The organism is Neomegalonema perideroedes DSM 15528, assembly GCF_000374145.1.
Taxonomy (GTDB): Bacteria; Pseudomonadota; Alphaproteobacteria; order Rhodobacterales; family Rhodobacteraceae; genus Neomegalonema; species Neomegalonema perideroedes.
Map to the genome: position 1 here is coordinate 476,640 of NZ_KB893654.1, position 16,302 is coordinate 492,941.

At 69.5% G+C, this 16,302-nt stretch carries 17 protein-coding genes; 12 read left to right on the forward strand and 5 right to left on the reverse strand.

The features are described 5' to 3' along the window. The first annotated feature begins 150 nt into the window (after positions 1–150). The 7 genes from B161_RS18870 (at position 151) to B161_RS0109370 (ending at position 7,338) form a co-directional block, all read left to right on the forward strand. Complete coding sequence (locus tag B161_RS18870; RefSeq protein ID WP_051085747.1) at positions 151–747, forward strand: hypothetical protein; 597 nt, start codon at positions 151–153, stop codon at positions 745–747. 259 nt (positions 748–1,006) lie between these two features. Then, positions 1,007–1,738, forward strand: a complete 732-nt coding sequence (locus tag B161_RS18875; RefSeq protein ID WP_018633130.1) for a hypothetical protein — start codon at positions 1,007–1,009, stop codon at positions 1,736–1,738. Between the two features lie 120 nt (positions 1,739–1,858). Continuing rightward, complete coding sequence (locus tag B161_RS17645; RefSeq protein ID WP_018633131.1) at positions 1,859–2,794, forward strand: ATP-grasp domain-containing protein; 936 nt, start codon at positions 1,859–1,861, stop codon at positions 2,792–2,794. Between the two features lie 186 nt (positions 2,795–2,980). Beyond that, positions 2,981–4,072 carry a hypothetical protein gene (locus B161_RS0109355; protein ID WP_026310324.1) on the forward strand — a complete coding sequence of 364 codons (1,092 nt, stop codon included), beginning with the start codon at positions 2,981–2,983 and terminating at the stop codon, positions 4,070–4,072. A gap of 124 nt (positions 4,073–4,196) precedes the next feature. Beyond that, on the forward strand, positions 4,197–5,759 hold the full coding sequence (locus B161_RS0109360) for a hypothetical protein (protein WP_026310325.1): 1,563 nt from the start codon (positions 4,197–4,199) through the stop codon (positions 5,757–5,759). 109 nt (positions 5,760–5,868) lie between these two features. Further along, positions 5,869–6,726, forward strand: coding sequence for a TIGR01459 family HAD-type hydrolase (locus B161_RS0109365; RefSeq protein WP_018633132.1), 858 nt, complete (start codon positions 5,869–5,871; stop codon positions 6,724–6,726). Positions 6,727–6,789: 63 nt separating this feature from the next. Beyond that, positions 6,790–7,338, forward strand: coding sequence for an isochorismatase family protein (locus B161_RS0109370; protein WP_018633133.1), 549 nt, complete (start codon positions 6,790–6,792; stop codon positions 7,336–7,338). A 1-nt stretch (position 7,339) separates the two neighbouring features. Here B161_RS0109370 and B161_RS0109375 read toward each other — a convergent pair whose 3' ends face one another. After that, positions 7,340–9,196, reverse strand: coding sequence for an ABC-F family ATP-binding cassette domain-containing protein (locus B161_RS0109375; RefSeq protein ID WP_018633134.1), 1,857 nt, complete (start codon positions 9,194–9,196; stop codon positions 7,340–7,342). Positions 9,197–9,507: 311 nt separating this feature from the next. On the opposite strand from B161_RS0109375, the gene dnaK reads away from it, so the two are divergent. The 5 genes from dnaK to B161_RS0109400 all read left to right on the forward strand — a co-directional run bounded on the left by dnaK (position 9,508) and on the right by B161_RS0109400 (position 14,253). Further along, a complete protein-coding gene (dnaK, locus tag B161_RS0109380) occupies positions 9,508–11,382 on the forward strand; it encodes a molecular chaperone DnaK (protein WP_018633135.1) in 1,875 nt (624 codons plus the stop codon). Between the two features lie 111 nt (positions 11,383–11,493). Continuing rightward, positions 11,494–12,660 carry a molecular chaperone DnaJ gene (gene dnaJ, locus B161_RS0109385; protein WP_018633136.1) on the forward strand — a complete coding sequence of 389 codons (1,167 nt, stop codon included), beginning with the start codon at positions 11,494–11,496 and terminating at the stop codon, positions 12,658–12,660. A 127-nt stretch (positions 12,661–12,787) separates the two neighbouring features. Further along, complete coding sequence (locus B161_RS0109390) at positions 12,788–13,315, forward strand: hypothetical protein (RefSeq protein WP_157755596.1); 528 nt, start codon at positions 12,788–12,790, stop codon at positions 13,313–13,315. Further along, positions 13,291–13,836 carry a hypothetical protein gene (locus B161_RS17650; protein ID WP_018633138.1) on the forward strand — a complete coding sequence of 182 codons (546 nt, stop codon included), beginning with the start codon at positions 13,291–13,293 and terminating at the stop codon, positions 13,834–13,836. The genes B161_RS0109390 and B161_RS17650 overlap by 25 nt, the downstream gene beginning before the upstream one ends. Positions 13,837–13,989: 153 nt before the next feature. Beyond that, positions 13,990–14,253 carry a hypothetical protein gene (locus B161_RS0109400; protein WP_018633139.1) on the forward strand — a complete coding sequence of 88 codons (264 nt, stop codon included), beginning with the start codon at positions 13,990–13,992 and terminating at the stop codon, positions 14,251–14,253. 24 nt (positions 14,254–14,277) lie between these two features. Here the strand turns inward: B161_RS0109400 and B161_RS0109405 are convergent, their stop codons facing one another. The 4 genes from B161_RS0109405 to B161_RS0109420 all read right to left on the reverse strand — a co-directional run bounded on the left by B161_RS0109405 (position 14,278) and on the right by B161_RS0109420 (position 16,279). Beyond that, a complete protein-coding gene (locus tag B161_RS0109405) occupies positions 14,278–14,886 on the reverse strand; it encodes a glutathione S-transferase family protein (protein ID WP_018633140.1) in 609 nt (202 codons plus the stop codon). Beyond that, complete coding sequence (locus B161_RS0109410) at positions 14,883–15,065, reverse strand: hypothetical protein (protein WP_018633141.1); 183 nt, start codon at positions 15,063–15,065, stop codon at positions 14,883–14,885. The genes B161_RS0109405 and B161_RS0109410 overlap by 4 nt, the downstream gene beginning before the upstream one ends. Positions 15,066–15,197: 132 nt before the next feature. Further along, positions 15,198–15,650 (reverse strand): molybdenum cofactor biosynthesis protein MoaE, encoded by a 453-nt coding sequence (locus B161_RS0109415; RefSeq protein WP_018633142.1) that lies wholly within the window; start codon positions 15,648–15,650, stop codon positions 15,198–15,200. Between the two features lie 2 nt (positions 15,651–15,652). Then, the gene (locus tag B161_RS0109420) at positions 15,653–16,279 is read right to left on the reverse strand and encodes a LabA-like NYN domain-containing protein (protein ID WP_018633143.1); all 627 of its coding nucleotides are present in this window, start codon (positions 16,277–16,279) and stop codon (positions 15,653–15,655) included. Positions 16,280–16,302 lie beyond the last annotated feature (23 nt).

Sequence of the window (16,302 nt, forward strand, 5' to 3'; positions counted from 1 at the left end):
TCCGGGTTCGGATTTCGGAGGGAGTAAAAAATCCTCTGCGCCGCAAGAGGCTGTATTTTCGCCGCTTTTGACCCTTAAAGCCGTTCTGTGGGCGGAGGCGCCGCGAGGCGATCCGAGGGCGTCCCAGCATTCTGCTTGAAGGAGTGGATCATGAATCTGACGAGCGAACATCTCTCGCGGAAGGCGGGCGGCGCCTTGAGCGCTCTGGCGCTCGCCAATCTGGCGCTGCAGACCCTGCTGACCGGCGCCGCCGTCGCCGCCCCCACGCCGGGGAGCCTCGGAGGTTCGGCGGGAGGTTCGGCGCTTGATCTCGTCGAGGCCGCCGCTCCGGCGGCCGCCGCGGCTCAGGCCGAAGCGGGCGAGGGCGTCGAGCTGGCGCAGAACTGGGCGACCACCCTCGCCGTCGGCGAGGAGGGCGCGCAGAACTTCACGCCGCGGCATCCGAACTGGAATCGCCCCGCGCCGCGTCCTCCGGGTTGGGGCGACGCGACCACCCTCGCCGTCGGCGAGGAGGGCGGCGGCTGGAACCGCCCTGCGCCGCGTCCTCCGGGCTGGGGCGCGACGACCTACGCCGTCGGCGAGGAGGGCGGCGGAATCCATCGTCCCGCGCCGCGTCCTCCGGGCTGGGGCGCGACCACCTACGCCTTCGGCGAGGAGGGCGGCGGCGGCTGGACTCCGAATCGCCCGACGACCATGGCGCTCGGCGAGGAAAACCCGCATCGCCCGCCGCCCCGGCATTGGCGTTAGGTTTGGGGGCGCCGAGTTCGGGGCGCCGAAATTCGGATGGAGGGCGGCCTTCGCGCCGCCCTTCGTCTCCTGAGGGGGAAGTCGCCTCCGTTCAGGATTCCGCAATCGGAATCCCGGCGCGGCGGCGGCTCCGGCGGCGGGCGAAGATGAGGAGATCCTCAGACGACCGCTGTAATTTCGCCGTTTTTACGGCTCAGACCCTGCTCTCTTCGGTCAGGTCGGCCGATCATCGGATACGTAAGACGACGAGGAGAGATCGATGAATCTCACGAGCGAAACCCTTTCGCGGAAGGCCGGGAGCGCCTTGAGCGCCTTGGCTTTGGCCAATCTGGCGATGCAGAGCCTGCTGGCGGGCGCGGCCGTCGCCGCTCCGACGCCGCAAGGCCTGCGCGGCGTCCCCTCGGATTTCGAGCGCCCCGCCGAGAACCTTCAGCTCGCGCAGGCCCATGGCGGGCTTCAGGCGACCACCCGCATGGTCGGCGAGGATTTCGGCCCGATCGTCACGCCGCCGCCCTCGGCGGCTCCGCAGCCGAGCACCCGCATGGTCGGCGAGGAAGGCGGAGGCGTCGCCACCACCCTCGCCCTCGGCGAGGAGGGGGCGAGCGTCCATCCCTCCCATCCGCCCGCGATCGGCCAGCCGAGCACCCTCGCGCTCGGCGAGGAGGGCGGCCCGACCGTCACCACGGCCATGGTCGGAGAAGAGAGCGGCCTCTCGCCCACGCCTCCGCCTTCCTCCGGGAACGCGACCACCATGGCCCTCGGCGAGGAAACCGGCTCTTGGGGGCCCGCGACCACCTACGCCATGGGCGAGGAGGCGGGAAGCGCGCCGACGCCCGCTCCGCCGAATAAGCTCACCACCATGGCCCTCGGCGAAGAGGCGGGATCCGCGGCGCCGCAGCCTTATCCCCAGCCTTTGCCGGGGCGCTACGACCCTCAACCGCAAATTCAGCCGCCCGTTCATCCTCCGCTTACCCGCGCATGGGGAGAATGAGCCTGACGGGCGCCTGCTTCGCGCCCCTCTTCGACCCTCTTTCGCGTCGCGCCCCGCCTCTCCGGCGGGGCGCTGACTTGTTCATGATCAAGCGATCACGGCTCAGGAGCGCTGTCTTCGATGGTTGAATCTTCTTCCGGAGCGAGCGGCTCCTCCCGCGTTCTGATGTTCGTCGGCGGCGGCGAAGATCCGCAGCTGCGCCGCCTCGCCGAGGCCGCCCATGCGCGGGGCTTCGAGATTTCGCCGATGATCACCTTGGACGAGGGGCCGCGCGGCGTGCTCTGGAGCCTCGATTCCGAAGGCGCCTCCCAGATGACCGACGAACGCGGCGAGCCTTTGAGGGCCCACGCCGCCTTTCTGCGTCAGGACGTCTTCAAATTTCTGCGCACCAATCACGACATGGACAACGTAGACGCCCGCGCCTGGCGGGTGCTCATGGAGGCCTGGCTGGCCGCCAATCCGCAGGTGCGCCGCTTCAACCGAGGTTTCTTCCTGAAGGATTCGGCCAATAAGCCCTATGCTCTGGTGCAGGCGCAGCGGGCGGGGCTTCAGGTGCCGCGCACGCGCCTGACCGCCCTCGCGGCCGAGCTGCGCGCTTGGGCCGCTCAGGAGGAGGTGGTGTATAAGCCCATCGACGGCGGCGATCATTGCCGCGTCCTGACGGTCGAGAATCTGGAGATCTACGGCGAGGGCGTCCTGCCGCGCCCTTACATCTTTCAGGAGCGGCTCGTGGCGCCCGAGATCCGCATTTTCCGCGTGGGGCCGAAATTCTTCGCCTTCCGGGTCGAATCGCCCTCGCTGGACTATCGCGAGCATCAGGACGCGACCCTCGTCCCCATCGAGCCCCCCGCCGAGCTTCTGCCCGGCCTGACGCGGGTTTCGGACGAGCTGGGGCTGAATTTCTGCGCCGCCGATTTCAAAACCCGCGCTTCGGACGGGGCGCTCTGCTTCATGGAGATCAATTCCAATCCCATGTTCGCGGGCTTCGACATGGCTTGCGAGGGCGCGCTCTGCGGGGGGATGCTGGATGTTCTGATGGGCGAGGAGCCGCTCTGATCCGGGCGACGTCGCTCCTGCCGCCGTACATCTTTGGGAGCGTCTTTTGCGCGCGGGGCGCTATATCTTCTCCCGCATAGTCTATTTTTGGCATAAATCCTGAAAGAATGGCCTTGCCCCTCTAGGTTTCGTATCTTTATGGGTCGATTCAAGAGGCGGGTGTCTTAGTTCAGGAGGAATGTCCCTGTGTCGATCCATATCGAGACCGCTGGTCGGCCCCGGACGCCCCTTCCGAAAGGGGCGGCCGTCCTCGTCGTCGCGCTGACGCTCTGCGGCCCGCTGGCGGCCCAGACGGCTTCTCCGCTCTTCGACGATCCCATGGAGGCTTTGCTGGAGGCCCCGCAGGAGTCGCCGCAGCCGGAGGCGGCGCGGCCGCTCTCCGCCGTTCCCTTCGAGCCCGCGCCCGAGCCGCGTTTCCAGAACCGTCCCGCCGCCGCTCCCGCGACGACGGCCGCGGTTCCGGTCGGCGCGCCTGCGGCCGCCGCCTCCGGGGCGACGCCCGCCGCCGGCTTGGGCTTCAGCGCCGAGCCGACCCGCATCGACGCCCAGAGCCTCGGGCGGGCGGGGGCGCGCGGCGACGAGATCGTGCAGAGCGCCGCCCAGCGCTGGGGCCTCTCCGCCGCGACGCTCTATATGCTGGGCGCGCTGCTCGGCCTGCTCGGGCTTTTGCTGCTCGCGCGGCTTCTGGGCTTCGGACAAAACCCGCCCAAGCCCGCCCCGAAGCGCCGCAAGCCGACGCGCCCCGCGCCGCGCGCCGCCGCCCGGGCGCCCGCCGACGACTGGGAGGAGGAGGCGCCCGAAGAGGCCCGCTTCGCCGTCGCCGCCCGCCGCGCGACGAAGGCCCGCCCCAGCGCGCCCGCCGCCGTCGTCCGGAGCCGCCCCGCCGCCGCGCCTGACGAGGATTGGGGCGAGGAATGGGCCGAAGCGCCCGCGCCCGCCCAAAGCGCCCGCGCCGCTTCCGCCCGCGCGCCCGCGCCGCGCCGGCCCAATCTCGACCGGCTCGCCGCCTCCATCCGCGACACCTGGCCCAAGGGCGCCGAACATCACGACGAACATCCGGACGGGGCCTCGCCCGCCCGCGCCGCCGCCGCGCGGGTGGCGCGCGAATTCGCCGCCGAAGAGCCGCCCCTCGCGCAGCCTGCGCGGGGCGCGGGGCGCCCCTCCCGGACCGCGCCGCGCGGCGGCGACTTCCTCGACGCCCTCGAAGCGGCGGGAGAGGCCGGTTCGGGCGATCCCTCGGCGCTGGACCGCGTCCGCGCTCTGACCCGCGCCCGGTGACGCCATGGCCGCCATGACCGAAGACGCGCCCGAGGAGATCCGTCCGAGAGGAAAGGTTCATCCGATGGCAAGACCCGCAGGGCAGGATGCGCCTGTGTCGAGGTTACGGAAAACGGGACGCTCCATGCGCGATCTCACGGAAAACATGCGGACTCCGGCGCTGCGGAGCTCCGGCCTGATCTTGGGCTGTCTGGCTTTGCTGGCGCTGGCTCTGGGCGCGGCGACGGGACAATGGCTCGGGGCGGCGGCCTTCGCGACGGCGGCGGCGGTTCTGGCGGCGAATTGGCCGGCCATGATGAGCTGGCTCGGATTGAGTTCGGCCGAACACGGAGCCGAGGCTCTGCGCGAAGAAGTGGGGGCGGTGGGCAAGGTGGCGCATGACGCCGCCGAAGACCTCGCCCGCATGGAGGACATCCTTGAGGATCTCGTGAACGAGAACCGCCGCGCTCTGGCGGACAGCGCCTCCGCGGTGACTCAGATCAAGAACCGCCTTCAGGCCATAGATCCCGCCGAGAGCGGCGCCCATGGCCGCCTCAGCGCTCTGGAGGGGCGGCTGGAGGTTCTGGACGAGGCGCTCGCCGCCCTGCGCCAGAACGCGCCCGCGCCGCGCTTCTCCTCAGCGGAGTCCTATGAAGACGCGGACGCGCCTGCGCGGCCCTCGCGCGAGTCCGATCCGGCGACCGCCTTTCTGGCCGATGTGGCGAGCGCTTCGGCGCGTCGCCGCCGGGCCGAGCCCCAGCCGGAGCCCGCTCCCGCGCCGCCGCCGCGCTCCGCGCCTCAGGCGGGCGGAATCGCCGGAGGTCCGGGCGACCTCGCCGAGAGCCTGCGCCACCGCGCCCGCGAAGTTCAGCAGGCGCGTCAGAGCGCCGCCGTCCAATCCCGGGCTCCGGCTCCTCAGGCCGCTCCGCTTCCGGCGGGCGACGCCGAGGGGCTGGCCGGTCTGACGCCTCTGGCCTCTTTGGCCTCCATGGCGAACGGCGGCGCGGCGCCTCAGGCTCAGGCTCCGCAGGCCCGTCAGGCGCCGCAGGCTCAGGCGGAGCGCGGACAGGCTCCGAACGGCCGGGCGGCGCCCGGTCCCGGCGGGCCTCAGCCGCTCGCGCCCGGCCAGAGCGCGCCGATCTACGCTTTGGCGCCGCGCGTGATCGCGGGGCATGATCTGGGCGTGGCGGAGGAATCTTCGCTCGCCGAGCGTCTGGCTCTGGCGGCCGCCAAGGTCGCCGAGCTCGCGGCGGCGGGCGTGGAGGAGGGCGTGCATCTGCCGCTCCGCGCGGCCCATCTGACTCCCGGCGCGGCCGCCGAGATCGAGGCCGCCCTCGTGGCGAATCCCGAGCTGGGGCGGCGTCTGGTGATCTCCGCGCCGCTGGCCGATCTGGCCGAGGTGGCGGTGGAGCCCATCGACGCGCTGCGCGCCCATGGCGTGGCGCTGCGGGCGGACGTGGCCTCGCCGGAGGGCCTCAGCGCCGAAATCTTCTCGCGGCTGAAGGTCGAGCTGGCGGCGGCGCCCTCGCTGCTGGCTCTGGCCATGGCGCCGCACGCCATGCAGATGGGCATGGCGCTGATGGCCACCGAAGTCGGCGATCCGGTGATGTTGCAGGCGCTCTCCATCGCGGGGATTCCGCTGGTCTCCGGCCCGGCCACCGAGATTCTGGCGCAGGCCGGTCCGGCGCCCGCGCCGCAGCAGGGCTGACCCTGCGGGCGACGAGATCGGACGCGAAGGACTTGGCGAAGGCGGGGCCTCCGTGATAGGGCGGCCCCGCCTTCGCGTCTCCAGCTTCTCGCGTCAGAAAGACCCGCCGATGACCCGCCTGATCTCCCGGCTTTCGGAAATCCCGCCCGCGCCGCAGGCTTTGCTCTGCGATCTCTGGGGCGTGCTGCATGACGGCTTGCGGGTTTTCCCCGCCGCCGCCGAGGCGCTCGTCTCCTATCGGGCGCGGGGCGGCAAGGTTCTGCTGCTGACCAACGCGCCGCGTCCCGCGCCGAGCGTCATCGCTCAGCTGGAGGCTCTAGGCGCGCCGCGCGAGGCCTATGACGGCGTGGTCTCCTCCGGGGACGCCACGCGGGCCGAGTTGGACTCCGGGCGCTGGGGACGGCGCGTGGTCTTCATCGGCGCGGAGAAGGACGAGCCCCTTCTGGAGGGCCTGCCTCTGGAGCGCGTCGCGCCGGAGGCGGCGGAGTCGGTTCTCTGCGCGGGCTTCGCGGACGACGCCTCCGAGACCGTCGCGGATTACGTCGAGCTTCTGACCCGCTGCCGGGCGCGGAATCTGCCGATGCTCTGCGCCAATCCCGATCTGCTGATTCATCGCGGCGGGCGCGAAGTCCCCTGCGCGGGGGCTCTGGCCGATTGGTATGCGCGGGAGGGCGGAGAGGTCGTCTTCACGGGCAAGCCGCATCGCCCGATCTATGATCTGGCGCTGAAGCGGCTCGGGGAGATTCTGGGGGAGGCGCCGGATCCTGCGCGGATTCTGGCGGTGGGCGACGGCCCGGCCACGGATGTTCTCGGGGCGGCTCAGGCGGGGATTCCGGCGCTTTTCGTGACGGGCGGAATCGCCGTTCAGGAGACCATGCGGGACGGGGAAATCCGGCCGGACCTGCTGGAGGCTTTTCTCAAGCGCCATGATCTGGCTCCGGCCTTCGCTATGGCGCATCTGGCCTGAGGACTTCCCCTCGCGCCGCCGGATGGGGCAGACTGGGCGCGCATAAAAACGAGGGAGGTCGTCATGCTCATGCGCCGCGCCGAAAGCTTTCTGCTCATCGTCGATCTTCAGGGCAAGCTCATGCCCGCCATGCGGCGCGGCGCGGAGGCGCTGAAGACCAGCGGACGCCTGATCCGGGCGGCGCGGGCGCTCGGCGTTCCGGTGCGGGTCAGCGAGCATTGCGCCGAGCGCATCGGCCCGACCGAAGAGGGCTTGCGGGCCTTGCTCCGGCCTGAGGAGATTCTCAGGAAAACTCATTTCTCCCTCGCCGAGGAGCCGCAGGCTCTGGCGGATTTGCGGGCTTTGGGGCGGCCTCTGGCGGCGGTCACGGGCGCCGAGGCCCATGTCTGCGTGCTGCAAAGCGCGCTGGGGCTCAAGGCGGCGGGCTTCGCGCCGGTGGTGGTCGCCGATGCGGTGTCTTCTCGCTTCGAATCGGACGAGGCGGCGGGTCTGGCGCGTCTGGCGGCGGCGGGGGTTCCCGTCGTCACCAGCGAGATGGTCATGTTCGAATGGCTCGGCGAGGCGCAAGACCCCGCCTTCCGCGAGGTTCTGGCGCTGATCAAGGAGAGGTGATTCAGCCGCCTAATTCCTCTTTCAGGGCCTCCAGCTCCAGCCATTCCTCTTCGGCGGCTTCGAGGGCGGCGCGGCGCTCGGTCAGGCCCGCCGTGGCCTTGGCGAAGGCGCCGGGGTCTTTGGCGTAGAGCGCCGGATTCCCCATGAACTCCTCCAGCTTGACGATCTCGCGGGCGAGCTTCTCCATTTCGCCGGGCAGAAGCTCCAGCCGCCGCGTCTGGGCGTAGTTCAGCTTCCTGGTCGCCGGAGCCGCAGCCGGAGCGGGGGCCGCGGCGGGTTTGAATCCCGCCTTGGAGCCCGCTTTCTGGAGGGTCCGCGCGGCGGGCTTGTCCGCCTCCGCCGAGGCCGCGATTCCGCCGCCTTGGGCGAGCATGTCGGTCCAGCCTCCGGCGTATTCGGTCGCGCCGCCCGCGCCGTCCAGCCAGACGACCGAGGTCGCCACGGCGTCGAGGAAGGCGCGGTCATGGCTGACCAGCAGCACCGAGCCCTCATAATCGGCGAGCAGCTCCTGAAGCAGATCCAGCGTCTCCAGATCGAGGTCGTTGGTCGGCTCGTCGAGGATCAGCAGATTGGATTCCCGCGCCATGATCGCCGCCAGCAGCAGCCGCGCGCGCTCGCCGCCCGAGAGCGCCCCCACCGGACCCCGCGCCTGACGCTCGTCGAAGAGGAACTCCTTGAGATAGCCGACCACATGGCGGGGCGTCCCGCGCACGAGGATCTGATCGTTCGAGCCTTTGGCGCCGAGCAGGGGATCTCCGGTCAGAGTCTCCCAGAGCGAGATCGTCGGATCCAGCGTGCGGTCCTGATCCAGCCGCGCCGCGACGATGTTCGTGCCGAGTTTGATCTTGCCCGAATCCGGCGCGAGTTCGCCGGTGAGCGTCTTCAGCAGGGTGGTCTTGCCCGCGCCGTTGGGTCCGGCGAAGGCGACGCGGTCGCCGCGCTGGATGATGGCGGAGAACTCGCGGATCAGAACCCGCTCGCCGAAGCTTTTCGAAATCTCCTCAGCCTCGACGAGCTTCTTGCCCGAGATCGGCCCGGCCTCCAGAGCCATGGCGGCGGGGCCTTTGCGCAGGACCTGCGCGCGCCTTTCGCCGCGCAGCTCCTGAAGCCGCCGCAGACGCCCCTGATTGCGTTTGCGCCGCGCCGAAATGCCCTCGACGGCCCAGCGGCCTTCGGCCTTGAGGAAGCGGTCGAGCTTATGGCGGCTCTGATCCTCCTCCTCCCAAGTCTTGTCGCGCCAAGCCTCGAATTCGGCGAATCCGCGCTCCTGACGGCGCATGACGCCCCGGTCCAGCCACAGCGTCGCGCGCGTGAGCTTCTCCAGAAAGGCGCGGTCGTGGCTGATGAGGGCGTAGCCGGTGCGGGTGGCTGAAAGCTCCGACTCCAGCCAGGAGATCGCCGAAATGTCGAGGTGATTCGTCGGCTCGTCGAGGAGCATGAAGTCCGGCTCTCCGGCGATCATCCGCGCGAGGGCGGCGCGGCGCTTTTCGCCGCCCGAGGCGCCGGAGGTCTCGCGGGCGCCGTCGATGCGCAGGCCCTCCATGGCGGCCTCGGCCTTGTAGCTTTCCTCTTCGGGCAGATCCGCCGCGACATAAGCGCCGAGGGTCTCGAAGCCCGAGAAATCCGGGGCCTGCGGCAGATAGGCGATCTTCGCGCCCGGCTGGACGAAGCGCGTCCCCGAATCGGGCAGGACCAATCCCGCCGCGATCTTCATCAGCGTGGATTTCCCCGAGCCGTTGCGCCCGACGAGGCAAAGGCGGTCTCCCGGCCCCGCCGAGAGCGAGACCCCTTCGAAAAGCGGCGCTCCGCCGAAGGTGAGCGAGATGTCCGAGAGCGTGAGCAGGGGCGAGGGCGCCATGAGGGACTCCAGCCTCCGGAGAGGCTCTAGACGAAGGGCGGAGGTTCGGAGCGCCTTACCTAAAGCCCCGCGCCGCGCAAGGGAAGGGGGGCAGGCCTGGCGGGAGTTCTCTTCAGACGCGCAAGGCCCGCTCCGAAGGCCCCGTAAATTGCGCGAGGCTTTCTTGCGGCGCCGCGCGGACCTTCTTATATAGCCGCTAAAGCCGCTCCGGCCGAGATTTCGGCGGAGGGCTCGAATCCGCCGGAACCATCTTCAGGGAAGCGGGCGAAAGGCTGCACGCTTTCGTCCACGACGCCAGCACGAGGAACGACATGGCCAAAGTCATTGGCATCGATCTTGGAACGACCAACTCCTGCGTCGCCATCATGGACGGCGCGCAGGCGCGCGTGATTGAGAACTCCGAAGGCGCGCGCACCACGCCTTCGATGGTGGCCTTCGCCGACGACGGCGAGCGTCTGGTGGGCCAGCCCGCCAAGCGTCAGGCCGTGACCAACCCCGAGAACACCTTGTTCGCCGTCAAACGTCTGATCGGCCGCCGCTACGGCGATCCGACGGTGGAGAAGGACAAGGGCATGGTGCCCTATAAGATCGTCGAGGGCGCCAACGGCGACGCTTGGGTCGAGGCCCGCGGTCAGAAATATTCCCCTTCGCAGGTCTCGGCCTTCATCCTTCAGAAGATGAAGGAGACCGCCGAAAGCTATCTGGGCGAGAAGGTCACGCAGGCGGTGATCACCGTCCCGGCCTATTTCAACGACGCCCAGCGTCAGGCCACCAAGGACGCCGGCAAGATCGCCGGGCTCGAGGTGCTGCGCATCATCAACGAGCCGACCGCGGCCGCGCTCTCCTACGGCCTCGACAAGCAGGACGGCAAGACCATCGCCGTCTACGATCTCGGCGGCGGCACCTTCGACATCTCGATCCTTGAGATCGGCGACGGCGTCTTCGAGGTGAAGGCCACCAACGGCGACACCTTCCTCGGCGGCGAGGACTTCGACATTCGTCTGGTCAATTATCTGGCCGACGAATTCAAGAAGGAGAGCGGCGGCATCGATCTGCGCAAGGACAAGCTCGCGCTTCAGCGCCTCAAGGAGGCCGCCGAAAAGGCGAAGATCGAACTCTCCTCCGTCACCCAGACCGACGTGAACCTGCCCTTCATCACCGCCGACGCCTCCGGGCCGAAGCATCTGACGATGAAGCTCACCCGCGCCAAATTCGAGTCGCTGGTCGAGGATCTCGTCCAAAAGACCCTGCTGCCCTGCAAGGCGGCCCTCAAGGACGCGGGCGTCACCGCCGCCCAGATCGACGAGGTGGTCCTCGTCGGCGGCATGACCCGCATGCCCAAAGTCCTCGAGGTGGTGAAGAGCTTCTTCGGCCGCGAGCCCCATAAGGGCGTGAACCCCGACGAGGTGGTGGCGCTCGGCGCGGCCATTCAGGCGGGCGTGCTGCAGGGCGACGTCAAGGACGTGGTGCTGCTCGACGTGACCCCGCTCTCGCTCGGCATCGAGACCAAGGGCGGCGTCTTCACGCGCCTCATCGACCGCAACACCACCATCCCGACCAAGAAGGCGCAGGTCTTCTCCACCGCCGAAGACAACCAGACCTCGGTGACGATCCGCGTGTTCCAGGGCGAGCGCGAAATGGCCTCGGACAATAAGCTCCTCGGCCAGTTCAACCTTGAGGACATCCCGCCCGCGCCCTCGGGCGTGCCGCAGATCGAGGTCGCCTTCGACATCGACGCCAACGGCATCGTCAACGTGAGCGCCAAGGACAAGGCCACCGGCAAGGAGAAGCGGATCTCGATCCAGGCCTCCGGCGGACTTTCGGACGGCGACATCGACCGCATGGTCAAGGAAGCCGAGCAGCACGCCGAAGTCGACCGTCAGCGCCGCGGCGAGGCCGAAGCCCGCAATCAGGGCGAAGCCGCGCTCCACAGCGCCGAGCGCTCGCTTGAGCAGCATGGCGAGAAGGTCGCCGAAGCCGAGCGCGCGCCGCTGGCCGCCGCCATCGAGGAGCTGCGCAAGGCTCTCGAGGGCGAGGACGTCGACGCCGTGAAATCGGCCACTCAGGCCCTGACTCAGGCGGCCATGAAGTTCGGCGAGGGCGTGTATCGCAACGAGCAGGCCAAGAACCCCGGCGGCGCCTCCGACGTGACCGACGCCGAATTCACCGAGCGCAAGGACGACTAAGCCGCGTGATCGGCGTTCGCCGCGAGCCTCCGAGCCGCGCCCTGAAGGCGAAGCAGCCTTTGGGGCGCGGACGCGCTCCGCCCCCGTCAGCCGCCGCGCCATGGGACGATGATGGCTAAACGTGATTTTTACGACGTGCTCGGCGTGAGCCGCGACGCCTCCGACGAGGAGATCAAGCGCGCTTTCCGCCAGCGCGCCAAGGAGTTCCATCCCGACGCCAACCGCGACAATCCTGACGCCGAGCGCCGATTCAAAGAAGCCAGCGAGGCCTACGACGCCTTGAAGGATCCTCAGAAGCGCGCCGTCTACGACCGCTTCGGCCATGAGGGCATGCAGGCGGGCATGGGCGGCGGAGGCGCAGGAGGAGGCTTCGGCGGATTCGGCGCGACCGATTTCGCCTCCGCCTTCTCCGACGTCTTCGACGACCTCTTCGGCGAGGGCCGCGGCCGAGGCGGCGGCGGGATGGGCGGATTCGGGGGCGGCTTCGCCCGCGCCCGGGGCGGCGACCAGACCGCCAAGCTCAGCCTGACCCTCGAAGAGGCCTATGCGGGCGTCACGAAGGATCTGCGGGTGGCGACTCTGACCGTCTGCGAGCTGTGCCACGGCACGGGCGGAGAGGGCGGAAGCGCGCCTGTGGCCTGTCCCACCTGCAAGGGCTCGGGGCGGGTGCGGGCGCAGCAGGGCTTCTTCACCATCGAGCGCCCTTGTCCCGCCTGCGGCGGGCGCGGCCAGACGATCAAGAACCCCTGCCACGGCTGCGGCGGACAAGGCCGCGTGCGCAAGGAGCGCGCCATCTCGGTGCAGGTGCCCAAGGGCGTCGAGGACGGCAACCGCATCCGGCTGACCGGAGAAGGCGATTCGGGCGGGCCTCAGGGAACGCCGGGCGATCTCTACATCTTCATCGCCATCGAGAAGCATCCGATCTTCCAGCGCGACGGCATGGACCTTTACTGCAAGGTGCCCATCTCCATGGTGGACGCCGCGCTCGGCTCCGAGGTCGAGGCGCCGACCATCGACGGCGCCATGGCCCGGGTCTCGATTCCGGCGGGCGCGCAAAACGAGCGGCGCTTCCGTCTGCGCGGCAAGGGCATGCCCACGCTGCGCGGCGAGCGGGTGGGGGACATGTACATCGAGCTTGAGGTCGAGACTCCGGTCAACCTCTCATCCCGACAAAGGGAGTTGCTGGAGGAGTTCCGCCGCGAAGGCCGCGACGGACGCAACAGCCCCTCGGCGGAAGGCTTCCTGAGCCGAATCCGGGAGCTGTGGAGAAAGAGCTGAGCGCGACGCCCTCCGGAGCCGCGCAAGGGGCTCCGGAGGGCGGGCGATTTCGGCGGATGATTTCGGGCGAATGATTTCGGCGGACGACCCGGCCGGACCGGAAAAATTCAAAGGGAGGACGAAGCTCGTGCGGATGAACTTCGGAGCGGCCTTGCGGGCCGCGGCCCTCCTCGCTCCGCTTTGGGGCGCCCTCCCCGGAGCGGCGCAGGCCGAGGCGCAGGCGCCCGCCCCGACTCCCGCCCCTCTCGACGACCGGCCCAGCCTGAAGGTTCCGCCCGGCCTGACCGAGACGGAGCGCGGCGCCGTGCTCTCCTCCGGCCCTTGGCGCAGGCTGAACGCGGACGAGATCCGCGAGGCTCTGACCGGCAAGACCCTGCATTATCTGCTGCGCGGCCGCTCGCGCGGCGAGGAGAGCCATTCCGCGGATGGTCGGGCGGTCTGGCGCATGGAGGACGGCGTTTGCCTCAAGGGCGCCTGGGTCGCCAAAGGCGAGACGCTTTGCTATTTCTACGACGACGGCAGCAGCGGGTGCTGGGCGATGATCGAGGGCCCTTACGGCTATCGCCATCGCGCCCGCGGCGGCGGCATGCCCGACGTGGTCGTGCGCCGCGTCAGCGAGGAGGTTGTGACATGCGCGCCCGTTCCCACGTCCTGATTTCCCGGCTCCCGATCTCCCGCGCTCCGGCCCGTCTTTTGGCGGCGGGCGTCCTCGCTTTCGCCGCCCCCGCCTTCGCTCAGGAGCCGGAGGAGGATCCGCGCGTCGAGGAGGCGCCTTATGAGGATGCGGTCGAAGCGCCGCCCTCGCCCTCGCCTGAGGAGGCGCTCGACAAGGCGGCCTTCATGGCGCGGGCCTCCGGCAAGGTGGTGGTCTATGCGGATCCCATGGGCCTGCCCTATGGCGAGGAGTATTTCGACCCCAACGGGCGGGACGTGACTTGGCGCTATGTCGACGGCGGCTGTCAAAAAGCCTCATGGACGGCGCAGGGCTCGCTCTTCTGCTTCGCCTATGACGAACCCAGCTGCTGGCGGGTGCGCGGCGAGGAGGCCGAAGGCGAATGGACGGCCCATCTGGTCCGCTCCTCCTCGGGCGAAGCGGGGCAATGGGTGCGGATGGTCGGCTTTGAGGATCGGAGCCTGCAATGCGCCCCGGACTTCGTCGCCATGGCCGAGCCCTGAGGGCGCGTCTTCCGAAGCGCGTCCGGATCCGCGAGGTCCGACCGAAAGACTCTCCCGGAGATTTAGGCGGATGTAAACGGCTCCCGTCTAGCCTTTCCTCGGACAGGCCCCGGCCTCCGGCCCGGCCTCTGCTGGATCGAAAGGCGTCTCCCCATGAAAATCCTCGCCTTCTGCGCCGCCGCCCTCCTCATGGGCGCGGCGGCCTCCTCCGCTTCGGCGAATGGTCTGACCTTCCGTCTGACGGCGCATGTGCCTCTGTCCTGCTGGACGACGGCGGAGGGAAAGCCGCGCTGCAACGCGCCCGCCGCCCCCGGCGCGGAGGTCGGCGCGGACGGCTTCGCCGCCGAGCCGAGACTTCAGGCCACCAGCTCCCTGCGGCCCGACGGCCGCAAGCTGATCTCCTTCGTCGCCTTCTGACGCGCCGCCCGACGTCGCGGGAGGTCACTCCTTCGGGAAGGTGGCCTTCATGGAGGGGCGCTGCGAAAAGCCCTCGAACCAGGCCTTGAGCTTGGGGCGGCTCTCCAGCCCCGGCGAGACCGCCTTGCGCAGCTCCAGCCATCCGAGCGCCGAAGCCGTCGCGAGATGCCCGATGTCCAGAGGCCCGTTGAGATGGGCCAGCCAACGCGCCTCCAGACGGTCGAGCGCCGCCTGAAGCTTGTTCGTCTGGCCGAGGATCCAGCTCTGCGAGCGTTCGGCCTCGGGGCGCATGGTCTCGTAGCGGATGAGGATTCCGGCGTCGAGCAGCCCGTCCGCCAGAGATTGCAGCGTCAGAGCGCGCCAGCGGGCTTCGCCCGAAGGGAAGAAGGTCGGGCCTTCATGCCGCGAATCGAGATATTCGCAGATCACCCGGCTGTCGTAGAGCGCGGGGCCTTCCTCGGGAACGAGGCAAGGCACCTTGCCGAGCGGATTATAAGCCGCCGTCTCGGAATTGCGGTCCCAAGGCGTGCCGCGCCCGTCGATCAGCTCCAGCTTGTCGGCGAGGCCCGCCTCATGGGCGAGCAGCATGACTTTGCGGACATAGGGCGAGGTCGGAGACCAATAGAGCTTCATGACGCGTCCTTCGGGGAATGGCGATGCGGCGGCGGACGCCGACGCGCGGGCTGGGCGGGTTCGGGCTTCGGCGGGGCCTTGGCCTCTTCGCGCGCGGAGGAGGCGCCTTTCACGGCGCGGCGGACGAGGGCGGCGGCGAAAGCCGCCTGAGCGGCGCGCGTCAAGAGGGTGCGGAGCATCTGGGCCTCCCGGAAAGCCGCCTCAGGGGCGGAGCGGCGTCGTCGGAATCTGGGGCTCCGCGGCCTCGGGGTCAATCCCGTGCGGGAAGATGGGCCCGTGCGGGAAGATGGGCCCGTGCGGGAAGATGGGCTTCAGCCCTCCTCGTCCCAGCGGGCGCGGGCTTGGGCGTCGGATTCGCGGGCGCCGATCCAGCGGGCGCCTTGCGGGCCTTCCTCGCGCTTCCAGAAAGGCGCGTCGGTCTTGAGGCGGTCCATGAGGAAGGCGGCGGCGGCGAAGGCGTCGCCGCGATGGGGCGAGGCCGTCGCCACCATCACGATGCGCGCGCCCGGCTCCAGCCGCCCGAAGCGATGGAGGATGCGGCAGCCCTCCAGAGCCCAGCGCCCGCGGGCCTCGGCCTCCAGAGCCTCCAGAGCCTTTTCGGCCATGCCCGGATAATGCTCCAGCGTCAGGGCGGAGACGGCCCCTTTCTCGCCGCGCACATGGCCGAGGAAGCTGACCACCGCGCCCGGAGCGCCCGCTTCTTCGGCGAGCGCCGCGAGTTCGGCGGCCGGATCGAAATCCTCGGCTTGCACCCGGACGGCCATCTTCAGGACTCCGAGGAATCCGGCGCCTCGGCGTCGGGTTCGGCGGCGGCCTCCGAGGCGGGGGCGGGGCGGGGGCGGCGCTCGGGGCGCGGCTCGCCGACGCGCGTCGGGCGGCCGATGACGCCTTGCAGATCGCTCAGGTCGATGAAGCTGTCCGCCTGACGGCGCAGATCGTCGGAGATCATCGGCGGGCTTGAGGAGATGGTCGAGACCACGCTCACGCGCTTGCCCATCCGCTGAAGCGCCTCGACGAGGCGGCGGAAATCGCCGTCGCCGGAGAAGATCACGAGATGGTCGATGCTCGGCGCGAGCTCCATGGCGTCCACGGCCAGCTCGATGTCCATATTGCCCTTGATCTTCCGGCGCCCGCCCGCGTCGGTGTATTCTTTGGTCGGCTTGGTGACCATGCTGTAGCCGTTATAATCGAGCCAGTCGACCAGAGGGCGGATGGGCGAATAATCGTCGTTCTCCACCAGAGCGGTGTAGTAAAAGGCCCGCACCAGCTTTCCGCGCGCCGCAAATTCGCTGAGCAGCTTTTTATAATCGATGTCGAAGCCGAGCGCGCGCGCGGCGGCGTAGAGATTGGAGCCGTCGATGAAAAGCGCGAGCCTGTCGTCGCGATAAAACATCTGTATGCCTCTATGGTTTTGGA